Below are 19,018 nucleotides of genomic sequence, written 5' to 3'. Positions count from 1 at the left end.
CCAGCTGGCAGGCACGCCAGCGGCGACAGAGTGCCCGCCCGGCCGGCGTAACCGGCCACACCCCATCGCCCCCACCCCCACTCGAAAGACGCCTTCCCGAGGCAGTTTCCCAATGTGCACGTCACACAGGGAGAGCGATGAAGACATCGAGCCACCACCGCAAGACCTTGCCACCGCTCCCGCAAGCGGCACATGGCGCCAGGAACGCTGGCCGACAGCCCCACCAAGGAAACCGCCATCAAGCTCGAGCAGCACCGGACGAACCAGGACAAGAAGCCGGACGACCAACTCGACGCACTCGCCATCACCGAACAAGTAACGCGAACTCCAGATCGTCGCCATGACCAAGAGACCGGCCAGCCGGAGAAGAAGGGAATCGCCTGGCCGCGAGCCCGCGCAGACCTGAAGTCACGAGCCGATGGGAGTTTTCCCGGAATCATTCCCAAAACAAAAAAGGCGATCCGAAAGGATCGCCTTCTAAGCCCCGCGCAGCGCGGGTTTTGTTTGGTAGGCACAATTGGACTCGAACCAACGACCCCCACCATGTCAAGGTGGTGCTCTAACCAACTGAGCTATGTGCCTGTCGATGGCCGCGCATTCTACGGACTTGCGCTGACCTGTCAACACCTTTTTCCGCTAACCGACTGAAAAAAATGATTTTTCCCATCCGGGCCGGATTCCGGCGCGCTAGCCGGGGAAAATCCGCTCCGGTAGCATCGATCCGACGTCGAATATTCGGAACAGGAAGCCGCACGATGGCGAACACCGACTACCCGCTCTCCTACTACGCCGCCTCGGCCCATCCCGCTCCGGAGCGTCCGGAGCTCATCGGCGAAGCCGAAACCGACGTGTGCATCGTCGGTGCAGGTTACACCGGGCTGTCCACCGCCTTGTTCCTGCTGGAAAACGGCTTTCGCGTCATTGTGCTGGAGGCGGCCAGGGTCGGCTTCGGCGCCTCCGGGCGCAACGGCGGGCAGATCGTCAATAGCTACAGTCGCGACATCGACGTGATCGAGCGCAGCCTGCCCGCCGAACAGGCCCGCCGGATCGGCGAAATGGCCTTCGAGGGCGGGCGCATCCTGCGCGAACTGGTCGCCCGCCACGGCATCCGGTGCGACCTGAAGGACGGCGGCGTGTTCGCCGCCTTCACGCCCAGGCAGATGGCCCATCTGGAGGCGCAGAAGAAGCTCTGGGAACGCTATGGGCATACCCGGCTGGAACTGCTGGACGCCCGCCGCATCCGCGAGGTGGTGGCCAGCGAGCGCTATGTGGGCGGCATGCTGGACATGACCGGCGGCCACATCCACCCGCTCAACCTGGCCCTCGGCGAGGCTGCGGCGGTGGAATCCCTGGGTGGCGTGATCCACGAACAGTCGCCCGCCGTACGCATCGAGCGCGGCGCCAATCCGCTGGTGCATACCCCGCAGGGGCGGGTCAGGGCGAAGTTCGTGGTGCTGGCCGGCAATGCCTATCTGGGCGACCTGGTTCCGGAGCTGGCGGCCAAGTCGATGCCCTGCGGCACCCAGATGATCGCCACCGAGCCCCTCGGCGAGGAGCTGGCCGCCAGCCTGCTGCCGCAGGACTACTGCGTCGAGGACTGCAACTACCTGCTCGACTACTACCGCCTCTCCGCCGACCGGCGGCTCGTCTACGGCGGCGGCGTGATCTACGGCGCCCGCGATCCCCGGGACATCGAGGCGATCATCCGGCCGAAGATGCTCAGGACCTTCCCGCAACTGCAGAAGGTGAAGATCGACTACGCCTGGACCGGCAATTTCCTCCTCACCCTCTCGCGCCTGCCGCAGGTCGGGCGGATCGGCGACAACCTCTACTACTCCCAGGGCTGCAGCGGCCACGGTGTCACCTACACCCACCTGGCCGGCCGGCTGCTCGCCGAGGCCCTGCGCGGCCAGGCCGAGCGCTTCGACGCCTTCGCCGCGCTGCCGCACTACCCCTTCCCCGGCGGCCGCCTCTTGCGCGTGCCCTTCACCGCCCTCGGCGCCTGGTACTACACGCTGCGGGACCGGCTGGGGGTCTGACTCAGGACGACGGACAGACCGGCACCGGCGCGCAGTTCGCGTCGGCGGCCCGGGCCGCGGGAAGCTCCGCCGCGAAGCGCGAATCCTGCGGCGCCAGTTGCCGGGCGCAACTGCGGGCCTGGCTGGCGACCGCCGGGCAGCCGCGCTCGGCAAGAACCTCGGACAGATTGAACCAGCCGGCGGCGAGTCGCGGATCACGCTTCAGGCTTTCCCGCAGCGCCTCCTCAGCACCGCGCGGATTGCCCTCGGCATGGCGACTGTTGGCCAGGGCGAACCAGCCGACGGACGCCTCCGGCCAGTGCTCCACCGCGGCGCGATAGGCCCGCTGCGCAACATCCCCCTGCCCGGTTTCCTCCAGGTCGCTGGCCGACTGCAGCCAGGGATGCATCTGCGCCGTCGCCGGCAGCCGGTTCGCCGGCAGCGTCAACACGGCCCAGCGCCCGCCCTTCGCCCAGGTCCGGTCAAAGGCGACGAAATCGGTCGTCAGCCGGCGCGTGGTTCCCGAACGCAGGATGAGCTGCCGTTCGCGGCGGTCGTAGCCCACCACCACCGAGAAATGCCAACTCGGCCACCAGTCCAGCGCGAGGTTCTGCAGCACCAGCACCGGGTTGCCGGCGGCCACCTCGGCCAGCACGCTCTCCAGCCGGGGCGCCAGGGGATAGACCAGCATCCCGTGGCGGCGCGCGGCGGCCACCATCTCCACCTGCAGACTGCCCTGGCGACCGGGCAGGTACACCTGATCCTTGAGCAGCCCCGGCGAGGTATCCACGCCCCGCTGCCCTAGCATGCTCGCCAGCGCCGCCGGCCCGCACTGGTAGTCGTCTTGCGGGTAGAAAGGCACGCCGGTCAGCTCGACCCGCTCGGGCAGACGCGCGGTCTCCGCCGGCAACAGCGGAGCGCGCGCGCAGGCCGCGAGCAGGGTGAACAGTCCGAGCAGGAGGATCGCCCGCAGGCTGCCCGTCACCTGACGCAACGGATGAAGGTGTAGACATCCGTGGCGCAGAGCATGTCGGTAACGATGAAGATCACCAGGAACAGCACGATGATGCCCACCACGCTGCCCCCGGCCGGGGCCTCGGTCAGCTGCCGGTTGAACTGGGCCAGTTCGGCACTGGTGAGGCTGTCGATCCGCTGCTCGACCTGCTGCCGGTCGACGCCCAGGGATTCCAGCTTCCTCCGGACTTCCTGGTCCTCGAGCATCTGCCGCAACTGCTGGCGATCGACCCGATGCTGCTCCGCGGCGATCACTTCCTGCGTGCCGATCATCGCTGCCTGGGCCATGGGAATCTGGGGGAACAGCAGCAGGTGCAGTGCAGCCAGGGTGCCGGCCACGCGCCGTATCGGGGTCGAGGTGGACATAGGAGAGAACTCCACTCATTTGATTGTCAGCCCGTCTCGTTGCGAAAGACGGCCATTCTAGACGGAACCTCCCCCAGCTCCACGTGCCGCTCCGTCAGATCGCAGTATAGTCAGCGGCGGCCTGCAGACAGGCGCCGGTCACGATCGCGCCCCGGCCGCTGGCTAGGGCGACCAAGCGGGTGAAGTTGACCACCGCGGCCTTGGCCGCCGAATGGGCCGTGCTGTTCTCCTGTCCCCACATGCGCCGGGGTCGAGGCCATGGTGACGATGGACCCGCCGCTGCCCATGACTGCGAACGGAGCCGCACCCGCAGCGCGGGTGCGGTCCGAGGGTCAGGCGGTCTGCAGCTGCGGCATGCTGCGCCGGTCCAGCCCTTTGGCGGCGAGCGCCAGACCGGAGAGCACGGCGGGAATCGCCAGCAGGGCGAACACCTGGCCGAGCGGCAGCCCCATGGCGATCATCTGGCCGCCGGCGAAGGCGCTGAGGATGGCGCCGAAGCGGCCTATGCCGCTCATCCAGCAGGCTCCGGTGGCGCGCGCCTCGGTGGGATAGAAGCAGGTGGCCATGGCGTTCATGCCGACGCTGCCGCCGTTCAGGCAGAAGCCCACCGCGCAGGCGATGGCGCCGAGCAGGAGCAGATCGTGGGTCGCCTGGCCGATCGCACAGATAGCCAGCGCCGCCACCAGCATGGTCACGAGCAGCACCCCGTGCGGCCGGAAACGATCCATCGCCCAGCCGACGCAGAGCGCGCCGAGCGGCCCGCCGACCTGGAACAGGGACGTGACGATGGCTGCCTCGGAGACGCTGTAGCCGCCCGACTTGACCAGGGTCGGCAACCAGCTGCTGAACAGGTAGACCAGGAACAGTGCGGTGAAATAGCCGACCCAGAGCATCAGGGTGCCGAACCGGTAGTGAGCGGACAGCACCAGCCGCGCACCACCCTGCTGCTGCGGGGCACGCGGCAGCACGAAGTCCGTGCGGCTATCGCTGACCCCCGGGGCAATCCGCTCGACGATCCGCCGGATGCTTTCCCGCGGTGCCCGGCGGCTGACCAGAAAGCTCAGCGACTCCGGCATCTTCCAGATCAGCAGCGGCGCCACCAGGATCGGCAGCACCCCGCCCATGATCAGCACGCTCTGCCAGCCGAGGTGGGGAATCATCCAGGCGGACAGGAAGCCGCCGCCGGCTGCGCCGAAGGAAAACCCGCAGAAAGCCACGGTGACCAGGAAGGCGCGCTTGCGCTCCGGGGCGAACTCCGCGGTCAGGGTGGCGGCGTTGGGCATGGCGGCGCCGAGGCCGAGGCCGGTGAGGAAGCGGAAGATCACCAGCTGGGTGACATCGGTCGAAAAAGCCGTGACCAAGGTCCAGAAGCCGAAGAACAGCACGCTCGACACCAGCACGATCTTGCGTCCGTAGCGGTCGGCCAGCGGACCGGCGACCAGCGCGCCGACCGCCAGACCGACCAGCGCGGCGCTCAGCACCGGGCCGAGCGCCTGCGGGGTCACCCCCCAGTCCTCGCGCAGCTGGGGCGCGATCAGCCCCATCACCGCCACGTCGAAACCGTCCAGGGCGATGATGACGAAGCAGAAGAACACCACCAGTTTCTGGAAACCGCCGAAGGGGCGGTCGTTGATCAGTTCACGCACATCCATTGTTTTTATTGCGCTCACTTGAAGTCACCTCGAGCCTTGAGGCTCAGTTTTTATTGTCAAAAGGCGATCGGGAGTGGCAGAGGGCGGACGGTCTTTCTCCGGGCATGAGGGCTGCGCGCGCACTGCCGAACGTGCGCAGCCAGTGGGTTTGCGGGCAAGCTCGCCGCCGGCAAGGCGACCGGCGGCGCAGTCGTTACAGCAGGCTCTGGAACCGCACGGGGCGGATGATCCGCGTCTCCTGGGCGATCACCAGATGCGCCGAGGCCTGCAGGTACTCGCGAAAGTCCGGGTCGCTGTCGCGGGCCAGGGCGCGCTTCTCGAAGTCGTCCAGGCTGTCGTAGCCCCAGAGGTGCACCACCTGGTTCAGCGGCCCGATGCAACTGGTGTAGAAGGCCAGCGGCCTGCCCAGGTGGCGCAGCAGCACCGGCATGGCCAGGCAGTCGAAGACCTCGAGAAACTCGGCCATGCCGCGCGGCTTGATGGTGTAGATGCGGTGGTCGACGATCGGCTTGTGGTTCATCACACGGCCTCCCGGTAGCGGGTTGCGGGTTGCAGCGCCTCGGCGCGGGCCAGATGGCGGCCGGTGAGGTAGCCGAAGGTCATGATCGGCCCCAGGGTGATGCCGGCGCCCGGATAGTTGCCGCCCATGACGCTGGCGCGGTCGTTGCCCACCGCGTACAGGCCGGGGATGGCCGCGCCGCTCTCGCCCAGCACCTCGCCCTCCAGGCTGGTGCGCAGGCCGTCGAAGGTGCCGAGGTCGCCCATGATCACCTTCACCGCATAGAAAGGCCCCCTGGCGATCGGCGCCACACAGGGGTTGGGCCGGTGCTCCGGGTCGGCCAGGTAGCGGTTGAACGCGGTGCTGCCGCGGCCGAATTCGTTGTCCACCCCGCGCTCGGCGCCGAGGTTGTACTGGCGCACCGTCTCCTCCAGCCCGCGCGGGTCGATGCCGGCCCGCTGCGCCAGCTCGGCGAGGGTCGCGCCCTTGAGCAGATAGCCGCTGCGCAGCAGCGGACGCAGCGGCATCGGCGCCGGCTTGGCGTAGCCCAGGCCGTACTTGCCGATGGCGGTGCGGTCGCAGACCAGCCACATGGCGGTCTCGCGCTGCCCCTCGCAGGCCTGGATCAGCGCGGCGCCGACGTCGTGGTAGGACTCCGACTCATTGGTGAAGCGCCGGCCGTCGCGCAGCACGCCGATGACGCCCGGCTTGTAGCGGTCGAGCAGGTGCGGGAAGACCCCGTGGCGGCCCTTGCCCAGCGGCACCCTGGAGACCGGCATCCAGGCCGCGGCCTCGGGGAAGCGCAGCTCCAGCTTGCCGCCGACGGACTCGGCCAGGTAGGCACCGTCGCCGGTGTTGCCGGCCGGCACCGGCGAGAGGTGCTCGCCGCCGCGGCGCAGGTGCGGATAGGCCCGGTGGATGCGCGCCAGGTCATGGGAGAAGCCGCCGCTGGCCAGCACCACGCCGCGCCGCGCCTCGATGCGCTGCGTGCCCTGCGGCCCGCGGACCAGGGCGCCGATCACCCGGCCGTTCTCCAGCAGCAGCTCGCTGGCGGAGGTACGGGTGTGGATCGGAATGCCCAGATCCAGCGTCGACTGGGCGAGGCGCGCGGCCAGGGCGTTGCCGCTGGTCACGTTGATGCCGCGGCGGTAGAGGAGCAGTTCCTTGAGGTGGGTGGTCAGCCGTTTGGTCACGTAGACGAAGGAGATCAGCGACCGGGTGGCGTTGAAAAAGTGTTTCAGATCGGCGTTCGACGAGTTGAACATCATGCCGATGAAGGTGATGGTCTCCAGCGGCGGACGCAGGCGCGCCATGTCCTTGCCGAGCCGGCGGATGTCATAGGGCGCCGCCAGCACCGAGCGGCCGATGTCGACGCCGCCGGGCAGCGTCGGGTGGTAGTCGGGATAGAGGGTCGGGACGAACTTGACCTCGGTCTCGCGCTCGAAGAACTCCAGCATTTCCGGGCCATGCTCGAGCAGGGCGTCCACCGCCCGGTCGTCGAAGAAGGCTCCGGCCTCGTTCCGCAGGTAGGTGCGCGCCGCCTCGCGGCTGTCCTGCACGCCGGAGGCCCTGGCCAGGTGGTTGCCGGGAATCCACAGCACGCCGCCGGAAAAGGCCGTGGTGCCGCCGAAATGCTCTTCCTTCTCCACCACCAGCACATCCAGGCCGTGCTTCTTCGCGGTGATGGCGGTCGACAGGCCGCCCGCGCCGGAGCCGACGACCAGTACGTCGCAGCTGAGCGTGGGAAGCGGGGTTTGCGCAGTCATGAGCAGTCTCCTTGCCGGACAGGCAGGGGCGCGCCCGCGCCGGAGAGCGGCGCGCGCCGATGAAGGGGGTTCAGCCCTGGCGGGCGGTGGTGGGCGACTCGAAGCCGGGGCGCGGGATCAGCGCCATCAGCATGCTTTCCAGGCCGCCGTCGACGGTCAGCTCGGCGCCGTTGACGTAGTCGGCGCGCGGGCTGGCGAGAAACAGCACGGCGTTGGCGATGTCGGTGGGCTCGCCGATCCTTCCGTTGGCGGTCATGGCGCAGCGTTGGCGCTCGATCTGCGGATCGGCATAGAAGGCGGCGGACAGGGGCGTGCGGATCAGCCCCGGGCAGACGGCGTTGCTGCGCACACCGCGCGGCCCCCATTCGCTGGCGATCTGCCGGGAGAGCATGCTCACCCCGGCCTTGGCCGCACTGTAGGCGCCGCTCCAGGTCTGCGGCGAGTGCGCGGCGATCGAAGCGATGTGCACGATGCGCCCGCAGCCGCGGGCCAGCATCGAACGGCCGAAGGCTTGGGAACAGAGCAGGTAGCCGTTCAGGTTGACCGACAGCACCTGGTTCCACTTCTCCAGGCTGATGTCTTCGATGCCGCCGGGCTGCAGCACGCTGGCGTTGTTGACCAGCACGTCACAGCCGCCGAAGCGGCTTTCCACCTGGGCGGCCGCCTGGCGCACGCTCGCCGGGTCGGCGATGTCACAGGCGATGGCCTGGACGGGTTCGGCGGCACGCGCGGACAGTTGCTCGGCAAGGTGCGCGCAGCCGGCCGCGTCGCGATCCAGCAGCACCACCCGGGCGCCCTGCCCGACCAGCGCGGCGGCGATTTCGCGGCCGATGCCGCCGGCCGCTCCGCTGACCACACAGACGGCCGAGTCGAGTCCCAGCCAGTTGTCGTTGTTGTTGTTCATGACCATCTCCGGCACTCACGCAGGGCGGCGCGCCGTGGCGCCGCGTTTTATTGTTGTGGGCGCGTCGAGCCTGCTGGCTCTGCACGTGGGGAGGGATGTTAGGCGGGCGCGGCGGCGCTCCAGAATGGACGAAATCGGCAACCACCCCGACATTTCGGACAAAAAAGCGTCTCCGGGCCGGGGCGGATTGACCGCTCCGGCCGCTTCGGGCTAATCAGGGAAGGCAAGGAGCCCGGAACAACAATGACCAAGATCCCCAGCTACGCCCTCTATGGCGAGGCCGCCCAGCCGGTCTGGCACGAATCCCTCCATGTGGAGACCATTTCCAACCGCTCCGGCGCCTACGACTGGTCGATCGAGCCGCACCGCCACGACAGCCAGCTGCAGATCCTCTACCTGCAGCAGGGTGGCGGCCAGGTGCTCTGCGACAGCGTCCGCCTGGCGGCCCGCGCGCCCTGCATCATCCATATCCCGGCGCAGAGCGTGCACGGCTTCGACTGGCAGGGGCCGGTGGAGGGCAAGGTGATCACCGCCCTGCAGCAGCCGCTGGAATCGGCGGCCGAAGTCCTCTCCCCCGGCCTGCTGCCGCTCCTGCGCAGCCGACAGTTGATCGACCTGCCGCGCTGGACGGCGGCGGAAGACCCGCTGCTGCCGCTGTTCGCCGCCCTCGAGGAGGAATACCTGGCCCGCGGGCGCGAACATGCGGCCTGCAGCACCGCCCTGCTCCTGGCGCTGGTCGTGCACATCGCTCGTCTGGGCGAGTCGGCCGCGGCCGAGCCGGGGCAGCTGCGCGGCCGGCGCAGCCAGCAGATTCGCCAGTTCCGCGAACAGGTGGAGATCCATTTTCGCAGCCATCGTCCGGTCAGCGACTACGCCGACCTGCTCGGCATGACCCTGGCGACCCTGGGGCGGCTCTGCCAGGAACAGCTGGGCATGAGCCCGCTGGCGGCGATCAACGCCCGCCTGCTGCTCGAGGCCAAGCGCGAACTGGCCTATTCCAGCCGCAGCATCAAGGAGATCGCCCACGACCTGGGCTTCTCCGACGAGGGCTATTTCAGCCGCTTCTTCCGCCGCCACACCCGCCTGACGCCCAGCGAATTCCGCAGCCAGGTGCGCCAGTAAGGCACGGGACGGCAAGGTCCGGCATCGAAGCCGAGCCTGCTGCGTGAATAGCGGACTTCGACTTTCCGGTGCGGCTTCAGCTTCGCTGCCGTTCCGCATACGTTGCCATGCGCTTTCGGCTTAGCCCATGTGCTTGAAAAGTTTACCTGTACAAATAACCACTCTTCGCCCTGTCGACACCAAGGCCTAGCATGGCAGCCCGATGCCAGCATGAGCCCCGCCATGGACGACTTTTCCCCCTCCGACCTCAAAACCATCCTGCATTCCAAGCGCGCCAACCTCTACTACCTCGAACACTGCCGAGTGCTGGTCAACGGCGGACGGGTGGAGTACGTCACTGACGAGGGTAAGCGCACCCTGTACTGGAACATCCCCATCGCCAACACCACCACGCTGCTGCTCGGCACCGGCACCTCCATCACCCAGGCGGCAATGCGCGAGCTGGCCAAGGCCGGTGTACTGGTGGGCTTCTCCGGAGGCGGCGGCACCCCGTTGTTCAGCGCCAACGAAATGGACATCGAGGTCGCCTGGTTCTGTCCGCAGAGCGAATACCGCCCCACCGAATACCTGCAGTGTTGGGTGTCCTTCTGGTTCGACGACGGCAAGCGCCTGGAGGCCGCCAAGGCTTTCCAGCGAGCCCGGCTGGAACTGATCGAGCGACAGTGGCTGGGCGGCCGCTGGCTGCGCGACGCCGATTTCCAGGTCGACGCCGAGCAACTGAAGACCCTTCTGGCGCGTACCGGCAAAGCCTTGGAGGCGGCCCCGGACAACACCTTCCTGCTCACCGAGGAGGCCCGCCTGACCAAGCAGCTGTTCCGCCTGGCGGCGCAGGCGGTCGGCTATGAAGACTTCGTGCGGGCCAAGCGCGGCAGCGGCGGCGATCCGGCCAACCGCTTTCTCGATCACGGCAACTACCTGGCCTACGGTCTGGCCGCCACCGCCACTTGGGTGCTCGGACTGCCCCATGGCCTGGCCGTGCTGCACGGCAAGACCCGTCGCGGTGGTCTGGTGTTCGACGTGGCCGATCTGGTCAAGGACGCGCTGATCCTCCCGCAGGCCTTCATCTCCGCCATGAATGGCGACGAGGAACAGGAATTCCGCCAGGCCTGCCTGGAAAACCTGACGCGCAGCGAAGCGCTGGACTTCATGATCGACAACCTGCAGGCCGTCGCCCAGCGGCTGGGCGGAGCGCGCCCATGAACATCCTGCTGATCTGCGAGTGCAGCAAGCGCGCCCTGAGCGAAACCCGCCGCATCCTCGACCAGTTTGCCGAGCGGCGCGGCGAGCGCACCTGGCAGACGCCCATCACCCAGCAGGGGCTGGACACCCTGCACCGGCTGCTGCGCAAGACCGCGCGGCGCAACACGGCGGTGGCCTGCCACTGGATTCGTGGCAAGGACCACAGCGAACTGCTCTGGGTGGTGGGCGACGCCAGCCGCTTCAACGCCCAGGGGGCGGTGCCGACCAACAGCACCGCGCGCAATGTGTTGCGACGGGAGGACGAGAACGACTGGCACACGGCCGAGGACATCCGTCTGCTCGCGCAACTGGCCGCGCTACTGCACGACCTGGGCAAGGCGAGCATCGCGTTTCAGGGACGGCTGCGCGGGAAGCTGCTGGAAAGGAACCTGTACCGGCACGAATGGGTTTCGCTGCGCCTGTTCCTGGCCTTCGTCGGCGAGGACGACGACGAAGGCTGGCTGCGGCGGCTGGCCGATCCTGGCGCCTTCGACGAGCGGCTCTGGCTCGCACCCGATCGCTACCGGCGCGACGGGCTGGATGCCGCAGACGCATACCCGTTCCGCGACCTGCCGCCATTGGCGGCCGCCGTGGCCTGGCTGGTGGTGACCCACCATCGCCTGCCGGTAGCCCCCGTCGTCAATGAAGACGGCACCCAGGCCTGGCTCGGCAAACGCAGATCCGACCTCAAGAAGGCTTGGCTGGAAACGCCGCTGGCGCAGGTCGCGCACGACTGGAACGAGATCCGCCAGCCGGCCGAACACACGCGGATCGAGCCCTACTGGAAGCCCGCCGGCCCGCTGCCGGTCGCCGAGCCGAAATGGCGCTCGCAGGCCTCGCGCCTGGCAAGACGCCTGCTGGAACTGCGCCCGCGCCGCGACGGCGACTGGCTCGGCAACCCCTACGCCATGCACCTGGCCCGACTGAGCCTGATGCTCGCCGATCACTATTATTCCAGCCTGCCGAAGGACTCCCCGCAGCGCCTGCGCGGCGACGGCAACACCCGGCTGTACGCCAACACCGACCGCGACGGCAGCCTCAAGCAGCCGCTGGACGAGCACCTGCTCGGCGTGGCCCGCGACGCCGGGCTGATCGCCCACGCCCTGCCCGGCTTCGAGCGCTACCTGCCGCGACTGGCCAACCACCGCGGCCTGCGCAAGCGCAGCGCCAACCCGAGGTTCTCCTGGCAGGACAAGGCTGCCGATGCTGCCGTCTCGCTGCGCGAAGCCGCCCGCGAACACGGCGCCTTCATCGTCAACATGGCCTCCACCGGCTGCGGCAAGACCCTCGCCAACGCCCGCATCCTCTATGCCCTGGCCGATCCCCGGCAGGGCCTGCGCGCCACCTACGCCCTGGGCCTGCGCACGCTGACCCTGCAGACCGGTCGCAGCTACCGCAGCGACCTGCATCTGGGCGAGGACGAACTGGCGATCCGCGTCGGCGGCTCGGCCAGCCGCGCCCTGTTCGAATACTACAAACAGAAGGCCGAGGCGCACGGCTCGGCCTCGGTGCAGGATCTGATCGAGGAAGACAGCCACGTCCTCTACGAAGGCGTCGTCGCCGACCACCCGCTGCTGTCGCGCGCCCTGCACGATGCCGACATCCGCAACCTGCTGTCGGCGCCGATGCTGGTCTGCACCGTGGACCACCTCGTCCCCGCCACCGAAGCGCTGCGCGCCGGCCGCCAGATCGCGCCGATGCTGCGGCTGATGAGCGCCGACCTGGTGCTCGACGAGCTGGACGACTACGACCTCGACGACCTGCCCGCGCTCACCCGGCTGGTGCACTGGGCCGGGATGCTCGGCACCCGCGTGGTGCTGTCCTCGGCCACGCTGCCGCCGGCGCTGGTCGAAGGCATGTTCATGGCCTACCGGGCCGGGCGCATCCAGTACCGGCACAACCGCGGCATCGATGGCGGGCAACGCGCCGAACAGGTCGAAATACCCTGCCTGTGGGCCGACGAGTTCGGCGCGCAGACCGCGACCTGTACGGATGCGGCGACCTTCGCCGTCCAACACATGCAGTTCGTCGGCAAGCGCGCGGCGAAGCTGGAAAAGGCCGAGCCGCTGCGACGAGCCGAGCTGGTGCCGCTGGACATCGCCAAGAACCTGCCGAACGCGAAGACCCGCGCCGAGTTCGCCCGGCATGTGCGCGACGCCTGCCTGCGCCTGCACGGCGACCACGCCGAGACCGATCCGGCCAGCGGCAAGCACGTGAGCTTCGGCATCGTGCGCATGGCCAACATCGATCCGCTGTTCGATGTGGCGCAGGCGCTGTTCGCGCTCGGCGCGCCGGAGGACACCCGCATCCACCTGTGCGTCTACCACGCGCGCTTCCCGCTGGTGCAGCGCTCGGCCATCGAGTACCAGCTCGACAGCGCGCTCAACCGGCGCGGCGACGGGAAGGACGTCTATCGCCTGCCGGCCATCCGCGCTGTGCTCGATGCCCATCCGGAACCCAACCAGTTGTTCGTCGTCCTCGCCTCGCCCGTCTGCGAGGTCGGCCGCGACTGGGACGCCGATTGGGCCGTGGCCGAGCCCTCGTCGATGCGCTCGCTGATCCAGCTCGCCGGCCGCGTGCAGCGCCATCGCAGCAAGCGCGGCGAGAAGTCCAACATGCTGATCTTCGACACCAACCTGCGCCACTTTTTACCTACCAAGGGACCGGACGATCGTCCCGCCGCGATCTTCGTGCGACCCGGCTTCGAGAAGGAGCGCGCCGCCGCCGATCACCCGTTCCGCCTGATCGCACACCGGCTGGGCAAGCTGATGGCGCCGGAGGAGTACCGGACTCTCACCGCGCTGCCGCGCATCCGCCCGCGTGCACGCGACGACTGGCGGCCCAAGCAGCGCCTCGTCGATCTGGAGCAAGCGCGCATGGCCGACTGCATGCTGCCGTCTGCGGAGGACGCCGAGGGAGAACGGGGCGTGCTGAACGCCGCCAGTGGCTGGCAACAGCCGCAGGCTGCCCTGACCGGCGTACTGCCACAACAGCAACCCTTCCGCGACGACGCCATGCCGACCACGACGCTGGTGTTCCTGCCGGACGAAGACGAGGAACACCTCGTCCTGCATCGCGTCGAGGACGACAAGGCCCGACGCGGCCAGAACCTCTATGTCCCCATCGACCGCAGCCAGCGCCATCCCGTGCCGCTGGAACTGGGCGAGCGCATCGGCACGTGGGGCGAGTTCGACCTGATGGGGCTGCTGGCCGAGCAGGCGGAATACCTCGATCTGCCGCTGCACGCTTGTGCCGAGCGGTTGGCGATGGTGGAGGTGCCGGCAAGCACGCAGGGATGGAGATATCACCCCTGGCTTGGGTTCGCGAAATAGGTGGCGGCCCGAGATTTTCCTCAAGCAGCGACACAGGGCACAGATATGAAGCCGACTCAAAGGAGCACGACAACCAATGACAGAACTGACTGACAGGGGAAAGGCCTTCCGCTCGGCCATCGCCGCCTTCATCGAAGCGCGGCGCGAGGCCAAGCTGAAGGGCAAGGACGACGATGCCGGCGTGGCATCGAAGTACGACTACGGAACATGGCTGGCCGATGCGGCCCACCGGGTCGGCCAGATCCAGGCCGTCACCCACGTGCTCAAGGCCACCCATCCCGATGCGCGCGGCAGCAGCCTGCACGTTGCACCGAACAGCCTGCCGCAACGCCCCGAGATCGGTACCCATGTGCTGGGCGACGACTATGCCGAGGATGTAGTCGGCAACGCGGCGGCGCTGGACGTGTTCAAGTTTCTCAAGATCGAGGTCGACGACCGCCGCCTGCTGGACTGGATGCAAGCCGGCGATGCCGACCTGTGCAGCGCCCTGCACCCGGATACCACCGTCGCCACCGGCTGGATGGATGCCTTCGGCAAGCTGGTGCGCAGCGATCCGACGCCCAGCTCGCACGAGGCCGCCAAGCAGGTCTACTGGCTGATCGGCAAGGAGCCGTCGAACGATGTCGATTACCACCTGCTGCAGCCGCTGCTCTCCAGCAGCCTGGCCCATACGGTGCACGCCGACATCCAGGACGCTCGCTTCGGCGAAGCCAACAAGCTGGCGCGGCAGGCGTTCCGGACGAAGGAAGCGCACGAAGCTCCCTATCGCGACTACCGCAACCTGGTCGCACGCAAGCTGGGCGGTACCAAGCCACAGAACATTTCCCAGTTGAACAGCGAACGGGGCGGCATCAACTATCTGCTGGCCTCACTGCCGCCGCCCAGGTGGGATCAGGATCGGTTCCGCAATTTGTTGACTCTCGATTCGGCACTGGACAGGTTCGCCTACTTCACGGGCGTGCGGCATCAGGTGAAGACACTGGCCGACTTCCTGCTGACCAATCCCGACAGGAACATGCAGACGCGGGACAGGCGCGAAGCCATCGAGCAGGCGCTGAGTCTTCAGTTGCCGGTATTCGCCGCCAGCATCCAGGCCGGCTCCGAACCCGGCTGGACCCGCGATCCGGACTGTCGCCTCCCCCTGTGCGAACAGCTCTGGCTCGACCCCGAACGCACCGAGCTGCCACCGCGCGAAGGACACGAGCAGGAAGACGCGGACTTCAAGGCCGCCTACGAGCGCGGCGACTGGCCGGACGAGGTCGCCGGCCGCTTCGCCAACTGGGTCAATGCGCAGTTGCGCGAGGCTGGGCTGACGGCGGTCGGCGATGCCGAATACAAGCACTGGGCCAGGCAGGCCATCGTCGATGCGGCCTGGCCGGTGCCGCTGCAACGGCGCGCACCCGCAGGAGGCGAGGCATGAACGCCTGTCCCCGTTTCGACCACCTGCTAGTACTGCCACGCCTGCGGGTGCAGAACGCCAACGCCGTTTCCAGCCCGCTGACCCACGGCTTCCCGTCGATCACGGCGTTTCTCGGCCTGATGTGGGCGCTGGAGCGCAAGGCCCGTGCCGCCGGACTCGACCTCGCGTTCAAGGCGGTTGGCACGGTCTGCCACGACCACCAGGAACAGGTCACCGAAGGCGGTTTCGTGAAAGCCTTCCGCCTGACCCGCAACCCGGTCGGCAAGGACGGCAGCACCGCCGCCATCGTCGAGGAAGGCCGCATCCATCTGGAACTGAGCCTGGCGTTCGCGATCCGCAGCGAACGCTGGAACCGCGAACCGGAGGCCCGCGACGCCGACATCGCCACCGTGGCCGAGTTGCTGGCCGGCATGCGCATCGCCGGCGGCACGCTGCTGCCCCCGGCGCAACCGGGACGGCTTCGCTATCGTCCCTGGACCGTCGACCTGACCGGCACCGAGGACGACCGGCAGGCCGAGTTCCGCAAGGCGCGCATGCGCCTGCTGCCGGGCTTTGTGCTGGTGTCGCGCGAGGACCGGCTGGAGACGCGGCTGGCCGAGTTGCAGGCCGAGACCCCCGCCGCCACGCGGCTGGACGCCTGGCTGTCGCTGTCGCGCATCAACTGGCGCTATCAGCCGGCTGAGAAAGACGGCAAGGGCGAATGGCTCGACGACCGCAAGGGCCAGGGCTGGATCGTGCCGATCCCGGTCGGCTACGGCGCGCTCGGCAACCTGCACGAGCCGGGCAGCGTCGCCAATGCGCGCGACGCGACCACGCCCTTCCGCTTCGTCGAGAGCCTGTATTCGGTCGGCGAATGGCTCAGCCCGCATCGGCTGTACTCGCCACAGCAACTGCTCTGGTACGCCGACAGCCAGCCCGACGACGGCCTCTACCGCTGCCGCAACGACTACCGCCCCGCTGCCGACGCCTTCGAGCAGCTCTACGACTTCGACTGACAGTCCAACACGACAAGGAATCCATCATGTCCAAAGACCTCAAGACCGCTTCCGTCCTCGCCTTCGAGCGCAAGCTCGACCCTTCCGATGCGCTGTTCTTCTCCGGCGACTGGGCCTCGCGCGGCGAATCCGCGAACTGGCAGCCGGTGAAAATCCGCGAGAAATCGGTGCGCGGCACCATCTCCAACCGGCTCAAGACCAAAGATCAGGACCCGGCCAAACTCGACGCCGCCATCGAGAATCCCAATCTGCAAACCGTGGACGTGGCCGCGCTCCCGCTGGACGCCGACACGCTGAAGGTCCGGTTCACCCTGCGCGTACTCGGCGGCACCGGCGAACCCTCTGCCTGCAACGACGCCGACTACCGCAAGAAGCTGCTCGCCACCGTCGGCGACTACGTGCAACGGCACGGCTTCGGCGAACTGGCGCGCCGCTACGCCGCCAACCTCGCCAACGGCCGCTTCCTGTGGCGCAACCGCATCGGCGCCGAACAGGTGGAGGTACAGGTGGCGCACCTGAAGGACGGCAAACCGGCCACACAGTGGACGTTCCAGGCACACGCCCATTCCCTGCGCGGGCTGTCCGCACCCGCCGGCGAAGCGGCCGACCTCGCGGCGCTCGCCGCACTGATCGAATCCGGACTGGCAGGCACGTCGCATGTCCTGCTCCAAATCACCGCCTTCGTGCGGCTCGGCGCAGGCCAGGAAGTGTTCCCCTCCCAGGAGCTGATCCTCGACCGCGGTCGCGGCGACAAGAGCAAGACCCTGTATGCCGTGGGCGAAGGCGACAAGGCCGTGGCCGCCATCCACTCGCAGAAGATCGGCAACGCCCTGCGCACCATCGACACCTGGTACCCCGGCGTCGAGGACAACGGCCCCATCGCCGTGGAACCCTATGGCTCGGTCACCACCCAGGGCAAGGCGTACCGTCAGCCGAAAGAAAAGCTGGATTTCTACAACCTGCTCGACAACTGGATCATCAAGGACAAGGCGCCGGAGCTGGAGCAGCAGCATTTCGTCATGGCCACGCTGATCCGCGGCGGCGTCTTCGGGGCCACCGAATAAGGGGGAGGCGCATGGACAGCTATATCGACATCCGCCTGCTGCCGGACCCGGAGTTCGCCCAGAACCAGCTGATGAGCGCCCTGTTCGCCAAGCTGCACCGGGCCCTGGCGCAGCGGCGGACACACGACATCGGCGTGAGCTTCCCGCGGACGCAGGCCAAGCCGCACACCCTGGGCGACCGCCTGCGCCTGCACGGCACGACGCAGGCGCTAGAGGCCCTGATGGCGCTCGACTGGCTGAGCGGGATGCGCGACCACGCCAGCATCGCCGAGCTGCGGCCCGCACCTGCGGGAACGCAGTACCGGGTGGTCCGTCGCGTCCAGTGCAAGAGCAGCCCCGAACGCCTGCGCCGGCGCCTGGCAAAACGGCACGACCTGAGCGAGGAACAGGCCCGCGAGCGGATACCGGACACGACGGAGGGCCGCCTGCTGAACCTGCCCTTCGTCTCCCTCCGCAGCCAGAGCACTGGGCAGAATTTCCGGCTGTTCGTCGAGCATGGCGAGCTGCTGGAGCAACCGCTCGCCGGAACCTTCACAACCTACGGCCTGAGCAACGACGCGACCGTTCCCTGGTTCTGACCATTTTTTCCGGGGCGAACTGCAGGCTCTTTAAAAACAAGGACTTGCACCTTCGCCCAGTTTTATGGGGGATCGCGCCGAAAACCGGATTTTTCCTTGCAAGGCAAGGGGTTGGCTGTTTGAATCGCTACTTCACTGCCGAATAGGCAGCTCAGAAAGCATCGGCGCGGCCATGCTGCCGCTGCTGCTGCTTCACTGCCGAATAGGCAGCTCAGAAATGCCAGGGCAACGTCGAGTACCCCGAAGACGACTTCACTGCCGAATAGGCAGCTCAGAAAGGGCTGGAGGTGCGCGCGGCGCTGTCTATGGCCTTCACTGCCGAATAGGCAGCTCAGAAACACCAGGAACACGAAGCCGGCCGGCTGCTCGCCCTTCACTGCCGAATAGGCAGCTCAGAAATTGGCCATGGCCGTAGCGGCCTTGGCGGTTTCCTTCACTGCCGAATAGGCAGCTCAGAAAAGAGAACCACCGATCATAACCAGCATTACCGGCTTCACTGCCGAATAGGCAGCTCAGAAAATCTCGGCCAGCCTGCGCTCGAGAGCCGTGGCCTTCACTGCCGAATAGGCAGCTCAGAAAACAGGCCGCCCTGGCATTGGGCGATGTGCTCTCTTCACTGCCGAATAGGCAGCTCAGAAAATCCAGCGCGGCGTCGATTGCTCGAGCATCAGCTTCACTGCCGAATAGGCAGCTCAGAAATGGACGAGATCACGGATAGAGCGGCTGATCTTCTTCACTGCCGAATAGGCAGCTCAGAAAGGCCCGTGGCGGCAAAGGCTCGCCCGGTCTACCTTCACTGCCGAATAGGCAGCTCAGAAAGCCACCAGGGCGAACACCTGGGCGACGAGCAGCTTCACTGCCGAATAGGCAGCTCAGAAATGTCTCTGCGCTGGGCAGGGCCTTTTGAGGGCCTTCACTGCCGAATAGGCAGCTCAGAAAAAGACCACTCCCCTGATGCCGCCCTGGCCTACCTTCACTGCCGAATAGGCAGCTCAGAAAGCCGGTTCAGCATGCCGAGCGGGAGAAACCTCCTTCACTGCCGAATAGGC

At 67.6% G+C, this 19,018-nt stretch carries 15 protein-coding genes, 1 tRNA gene and 1 CRISPR repeat array (1 of these 17 cut by a window edge); of the genes, 8 read left to right on the top strand and 8 right to left on the bottom strand.

Annotation, left to right across the window (positions count from 1 at the left end):
- Window positions 1–505: 505 nt before the first annotated feature.
- Window positions 506–582 (bottom strand) — tRNA-Val (locus EV691_RS07875).
- A 173-nt stretch (window positions 583–755) separates the two neighbouring features.
- Here EV691_RS07875 and EV691_RS07870 point away from each other — a divergent pair.
- A complete protein-coding gene (locus tag EV691_RS07870; protein ID WP_131301724.1) occupies window positions 756–2,039 on the top strand; it encodes an NAD(P)/FAD-dependent oxidoreductase in 1,284 nt (427 codons plus the stop codon).
- A 1-nt stretch (window position 2,040) separates the two neighbouring features.
- On the opposite strand, the gene EV691_RS07865 is transcribed toward EV691_RS07870, so the two are convergent.
- The 7 genes from EV691_RS07865 to EV691_RS07840 all read right to left on the bottom strand — a co-directional run bounded on the left by EV691_RS07865 (window position 2,041) and on the right by EV691_RS07840 (window position 8,219).
- Window positions 2,041–2,958: a PA2778 family cysteine peptidase gene (locus EV691_RS07865; RefSeq protein ID WP_131302014.1), complete on the bottom strand. Its 918-nt coding sequence runs from the start codon at window positions 2,956–2,958 to the stop codon at window positions 2,041–2,043.
- A 41-nt stretch (window positions 2,959–2,999) separates the two neighbouring features.
- A complete protein-coding gene (locus EV691_RS07860) occupies window positions 3,000–3,398 on the bottom strand; it encodes a PA2779 family protein (protein ID WP_131301727.1) in 399 nt (132 codons plus the stop codon).
- A gap of 94 nt (window positions 3,399–3,492) precedes the next feature.
- Window positions 3,493–3,639, bottom strand: coding sequence for a hypothetical protein (locus tag EV691_RS23305; protein ID WP_165496615.1), 147 nt, complete (start codon window positions 3,637–3,639; stop codon window positions 3,493–3,495).
- Window positions 3,640–3,730: 91 nt separating this feature from the next.
- Window positions 3,731–5,068: an MFS transporter gene (locus EV691_RS07855; protein ID WP_131301730.1), complete on the bottom strand. Its 1,338-nt coding sequence runs from the start codon at window positions 5,066–5,068 to the stop codon at window positions 3,731–3,733.
- A gap of 175 nt (window positions 5,069–5,243) precedes the next feature.
- Window positions 5,244–5,570 (bottom strand): NIPSNAP family protein, encoded by a 327-nt coding sequence (locus EV691_RS07850; protein ID WP_131301733.1) that lies wholly within the window; start codon window positions 5,568–5,570, stop codon window positions 5,244–5,246.
- Entirely contained in the window at window positions 5,570–7,315 is a 1,746-nt protein-coding gene (locus EV691_RS07845) for an FAD-dependent oxidoreductase (protein WP_131301736.1), read from the bottom strand. The genes EV691_RS07850 and EV691_RS07845 overlap by 1 nt, the downstream gene beginning before the upstream one ends.
- Window positions 7,316–7,385: 70 nt before the next feature.
- Window positions 7,386–8,219 (bottom strand): SDR family NAD(P)-dependent oxidoreductase, encoded by an 834-nt coding sequence (locus EV691_RS07840; protein WP_207390286.1) that lies wholly within the window; start codon window positions 8,217–8,219, stop codon window positions 7,386–7,388.
- Between the two features lie 243 nt (window positions 8,220–8,462).
- Between EV691_RS07840 and EV691_RS07835 the strand changes: the two genes are divergently transcribed.
- The 7 genes from EV691_RS07835 (at window position 8,463) to cas6f (ending at window position 17,969) form a co-directional block, all read left to right on the top strand.
- Entirely contained in the window at window positions 8,463–9,341 is an 879-nt protein-coding gene (locus EV691_RS07835) for a helix-turn-helix domain-containing protein (protein ID WP_131301742.1), read from the top strand.
- 222 nt (window positions 9,342–9,563) lie between these two features.
- Window positions 9,564–10,541, top strand: coding sequence for a type I-F CRISPR-associated endonuclease Cas1f (cas1f, locus tag EV691_RS07830; protein WP_131301745.1), 978 nt, complete (start codon window positions 9,564–9,566; stop codon window positions 10,539–10,541).
- Window positions 10,538–13,912: a type I-F CRISPR-associated helicase Cas3f gene (gene cas3f / locus EV691_RS07825; RefSeq protein ID WP_131301748.1), complete on the top strand. Its 3,375-nt coding sequence runs from the start codon at window positions 10,538–10,540 to the stop codon at window positions 13,910–13,912. Before cas1f ends, cas3f begins: the two co-directional genes overlap by 4 nt.
- Before the next feature lie 76 nt (window positions 13,913–13,988).
- Window positions 13,989–15,332: a type I-F CRISPR-associated protein Csy1 gene (csy1, locus tag EV691_RS07820; RefSeq protein WP_131301750.1), complete on the top strand. Its 1,344-nt coding sequence runs from the start codon at window positions 13,989–13,991 to the stop codon at window positions 15,330–15,332.
- On the top strand, window positions 15,329–16,327 hold the full coding sequence (gene csy2 / locus EV691_RS07815) for a type I-F CRISPR-associated protein Csy2 (RefSeq protein ID WP_131301753.1): 999 nt from the start codon (window positions 15,329–15,331) through the stop codon (window positions 16,325–16,327). Before csy1 ends, csy2 begins: the two co-directional genes overlap by 4 nt.
- 26 nt (window positions 16,328–16,353) lie before the next feature.
- Window positions 16,354–17,391 (top strand): type I-F CRISPR-associated protein Csy3, encoded by a 1,038-nt coding sequence (gene csy3, locus EV691_RS07810; protein WP_131301756.1) that lies wholly within the window; start codon window positions 16,354–16,356, stop codon window positions 17,389–17,391.
- Window positions 17,392–17,402: 11 nt separating this feature from the next.
- On the top strand, window positions 17,403–17,969 hold the full coding sequence (cas6f, locus tag EV691_RS07805; RefSeq protein ID WP_131301759.1) for a type I-F CRISPR-associated endoribonuclease Cas6/Csy4: 567 nt from the start codon (window positions 17,403–17,405) through the stop codon (window positions 17,967–17,969).
- Window positions 17,970–18,099: 130 nt separating this feature from the next.
- Window positions 18,100–19,018: a CRISPR direct-repeat array (repeat unit 28 nt; unit sequence CTTCACTGCCGAATAGGCAGCTCAGAAA); it runs 370 nt beyond the window's last position.

The sequence above is a fragment of the Azotobacter chroococcum genome (assembly GCF_004339665.1).
Taxonomy (GTDB): domain Bacteria; phylum Pseudomonadota; class Gammaproteobacteria; order Pseudomonadales; family Pseudomonadaceae; genus Azotobacter; species Azotobacter chroococcum.
The sequence above is the reverse complement of the archived record's forward strand: the minus strand, read 5'-3'. Positions and strand labels throughout refer to the sequence as shown.

What these genes read in the sequence shown, in the direction of transcription:
- EV691_RS07870 (WP_131301724.1), top strand. Translation starts at nt 756, where the DNA reads ATGGCGAACACCGACTACCCGCTCTCCTACTACGCCGCCTCGGCCCAT.
- EV691_RS07860 (WP_131301727.1), bottom strand. Translation starts at nt 3,398, where the DNA reads ATGTCCACCTCGACCCCGATACGGCGCGTGGCCGGCACCCTGGCTGCA.
- EV691_RS23305 (WP_165496615.1), bottom strand. Translation starts at nt 3,639, where the DNA reads ATGTGGGGACAGGAGAACAGCACGGCCCATTCGGCGGCCAAGGCCGCG.
- EV691_RS07850 (WP_131301733.1), bottom strand. Translation starts at nt 5,570, where the DNA reads ATGAACCACAAGCCGATCGTCGACCACCGCATCTACACCATCAAGCCG.
- EV691_RS07845 (WP_131301736.1), bottom strand. Translation starts at nt 7,315, where the DNA reads ATGACTGCGCAAACCCCGCTTCCCACGCTCAGCTGCGACGTACTGGTC.
- EV691_RS07840 (WP_207390286.1), bottom strand. Translation starts at nt 8,219, where the DNA reads ATGAACAACAACAACGACAACTGGCTGGGACTCGACTCGGCCGTCTGT.
- EV691_RS07835 (WP_131301742.1), top strand. Translation starts at nt 8,463, where the DNA reads ATGACCAAGATCCCCAGCTACGCCCTCTATGGCGAGGCCGCCCAGCCG.
- cas1f (WP_131301745.1), top strand. Translation starts at nt 9,564, where the DNA reads ATGGACGACTTTTCCCCCTCCGACCTCAAAACCATCCTGCATTCCAAG.
- cas3f (WP_131301748.1), top strand. Translation starts at nt 10,538, where the DNA reads ATGAACATCCTGCTGATCTGCGAGTGCAGCAAGCGCGCCCTGAGCGAA.
- csy1 (WP_131301750.1), top strand. Translation starts at nt 13,989, where the DNA reads ATGACAGAACTGACTGACAGGGGAAAGGCCTTCCGCTCGGCCATCGCC.
- csy2 (WP_131301753.1), top strand. Translation starts at nt 15,329, where the DNA reads ATGAACGCCTGTCCCCGTTTCGACCACCTGCTAGTACTGCCACGCCTG.
- csy3 (WP_131301756.1), top strand. Translation starts at nt 16,354, where the DNA reads ATGTCCAAAGACCTCAAGACCGCTTCCGTCCTCGCCTTCGAGCGCAAG.
- cas6f (WP_131301759.1), top strand. Translation starts at nt 17,403, where the DNA reads ATGGACAGCTATATCGACATCCGCCTGCTGCCGGACCCGGAGTTCGCC.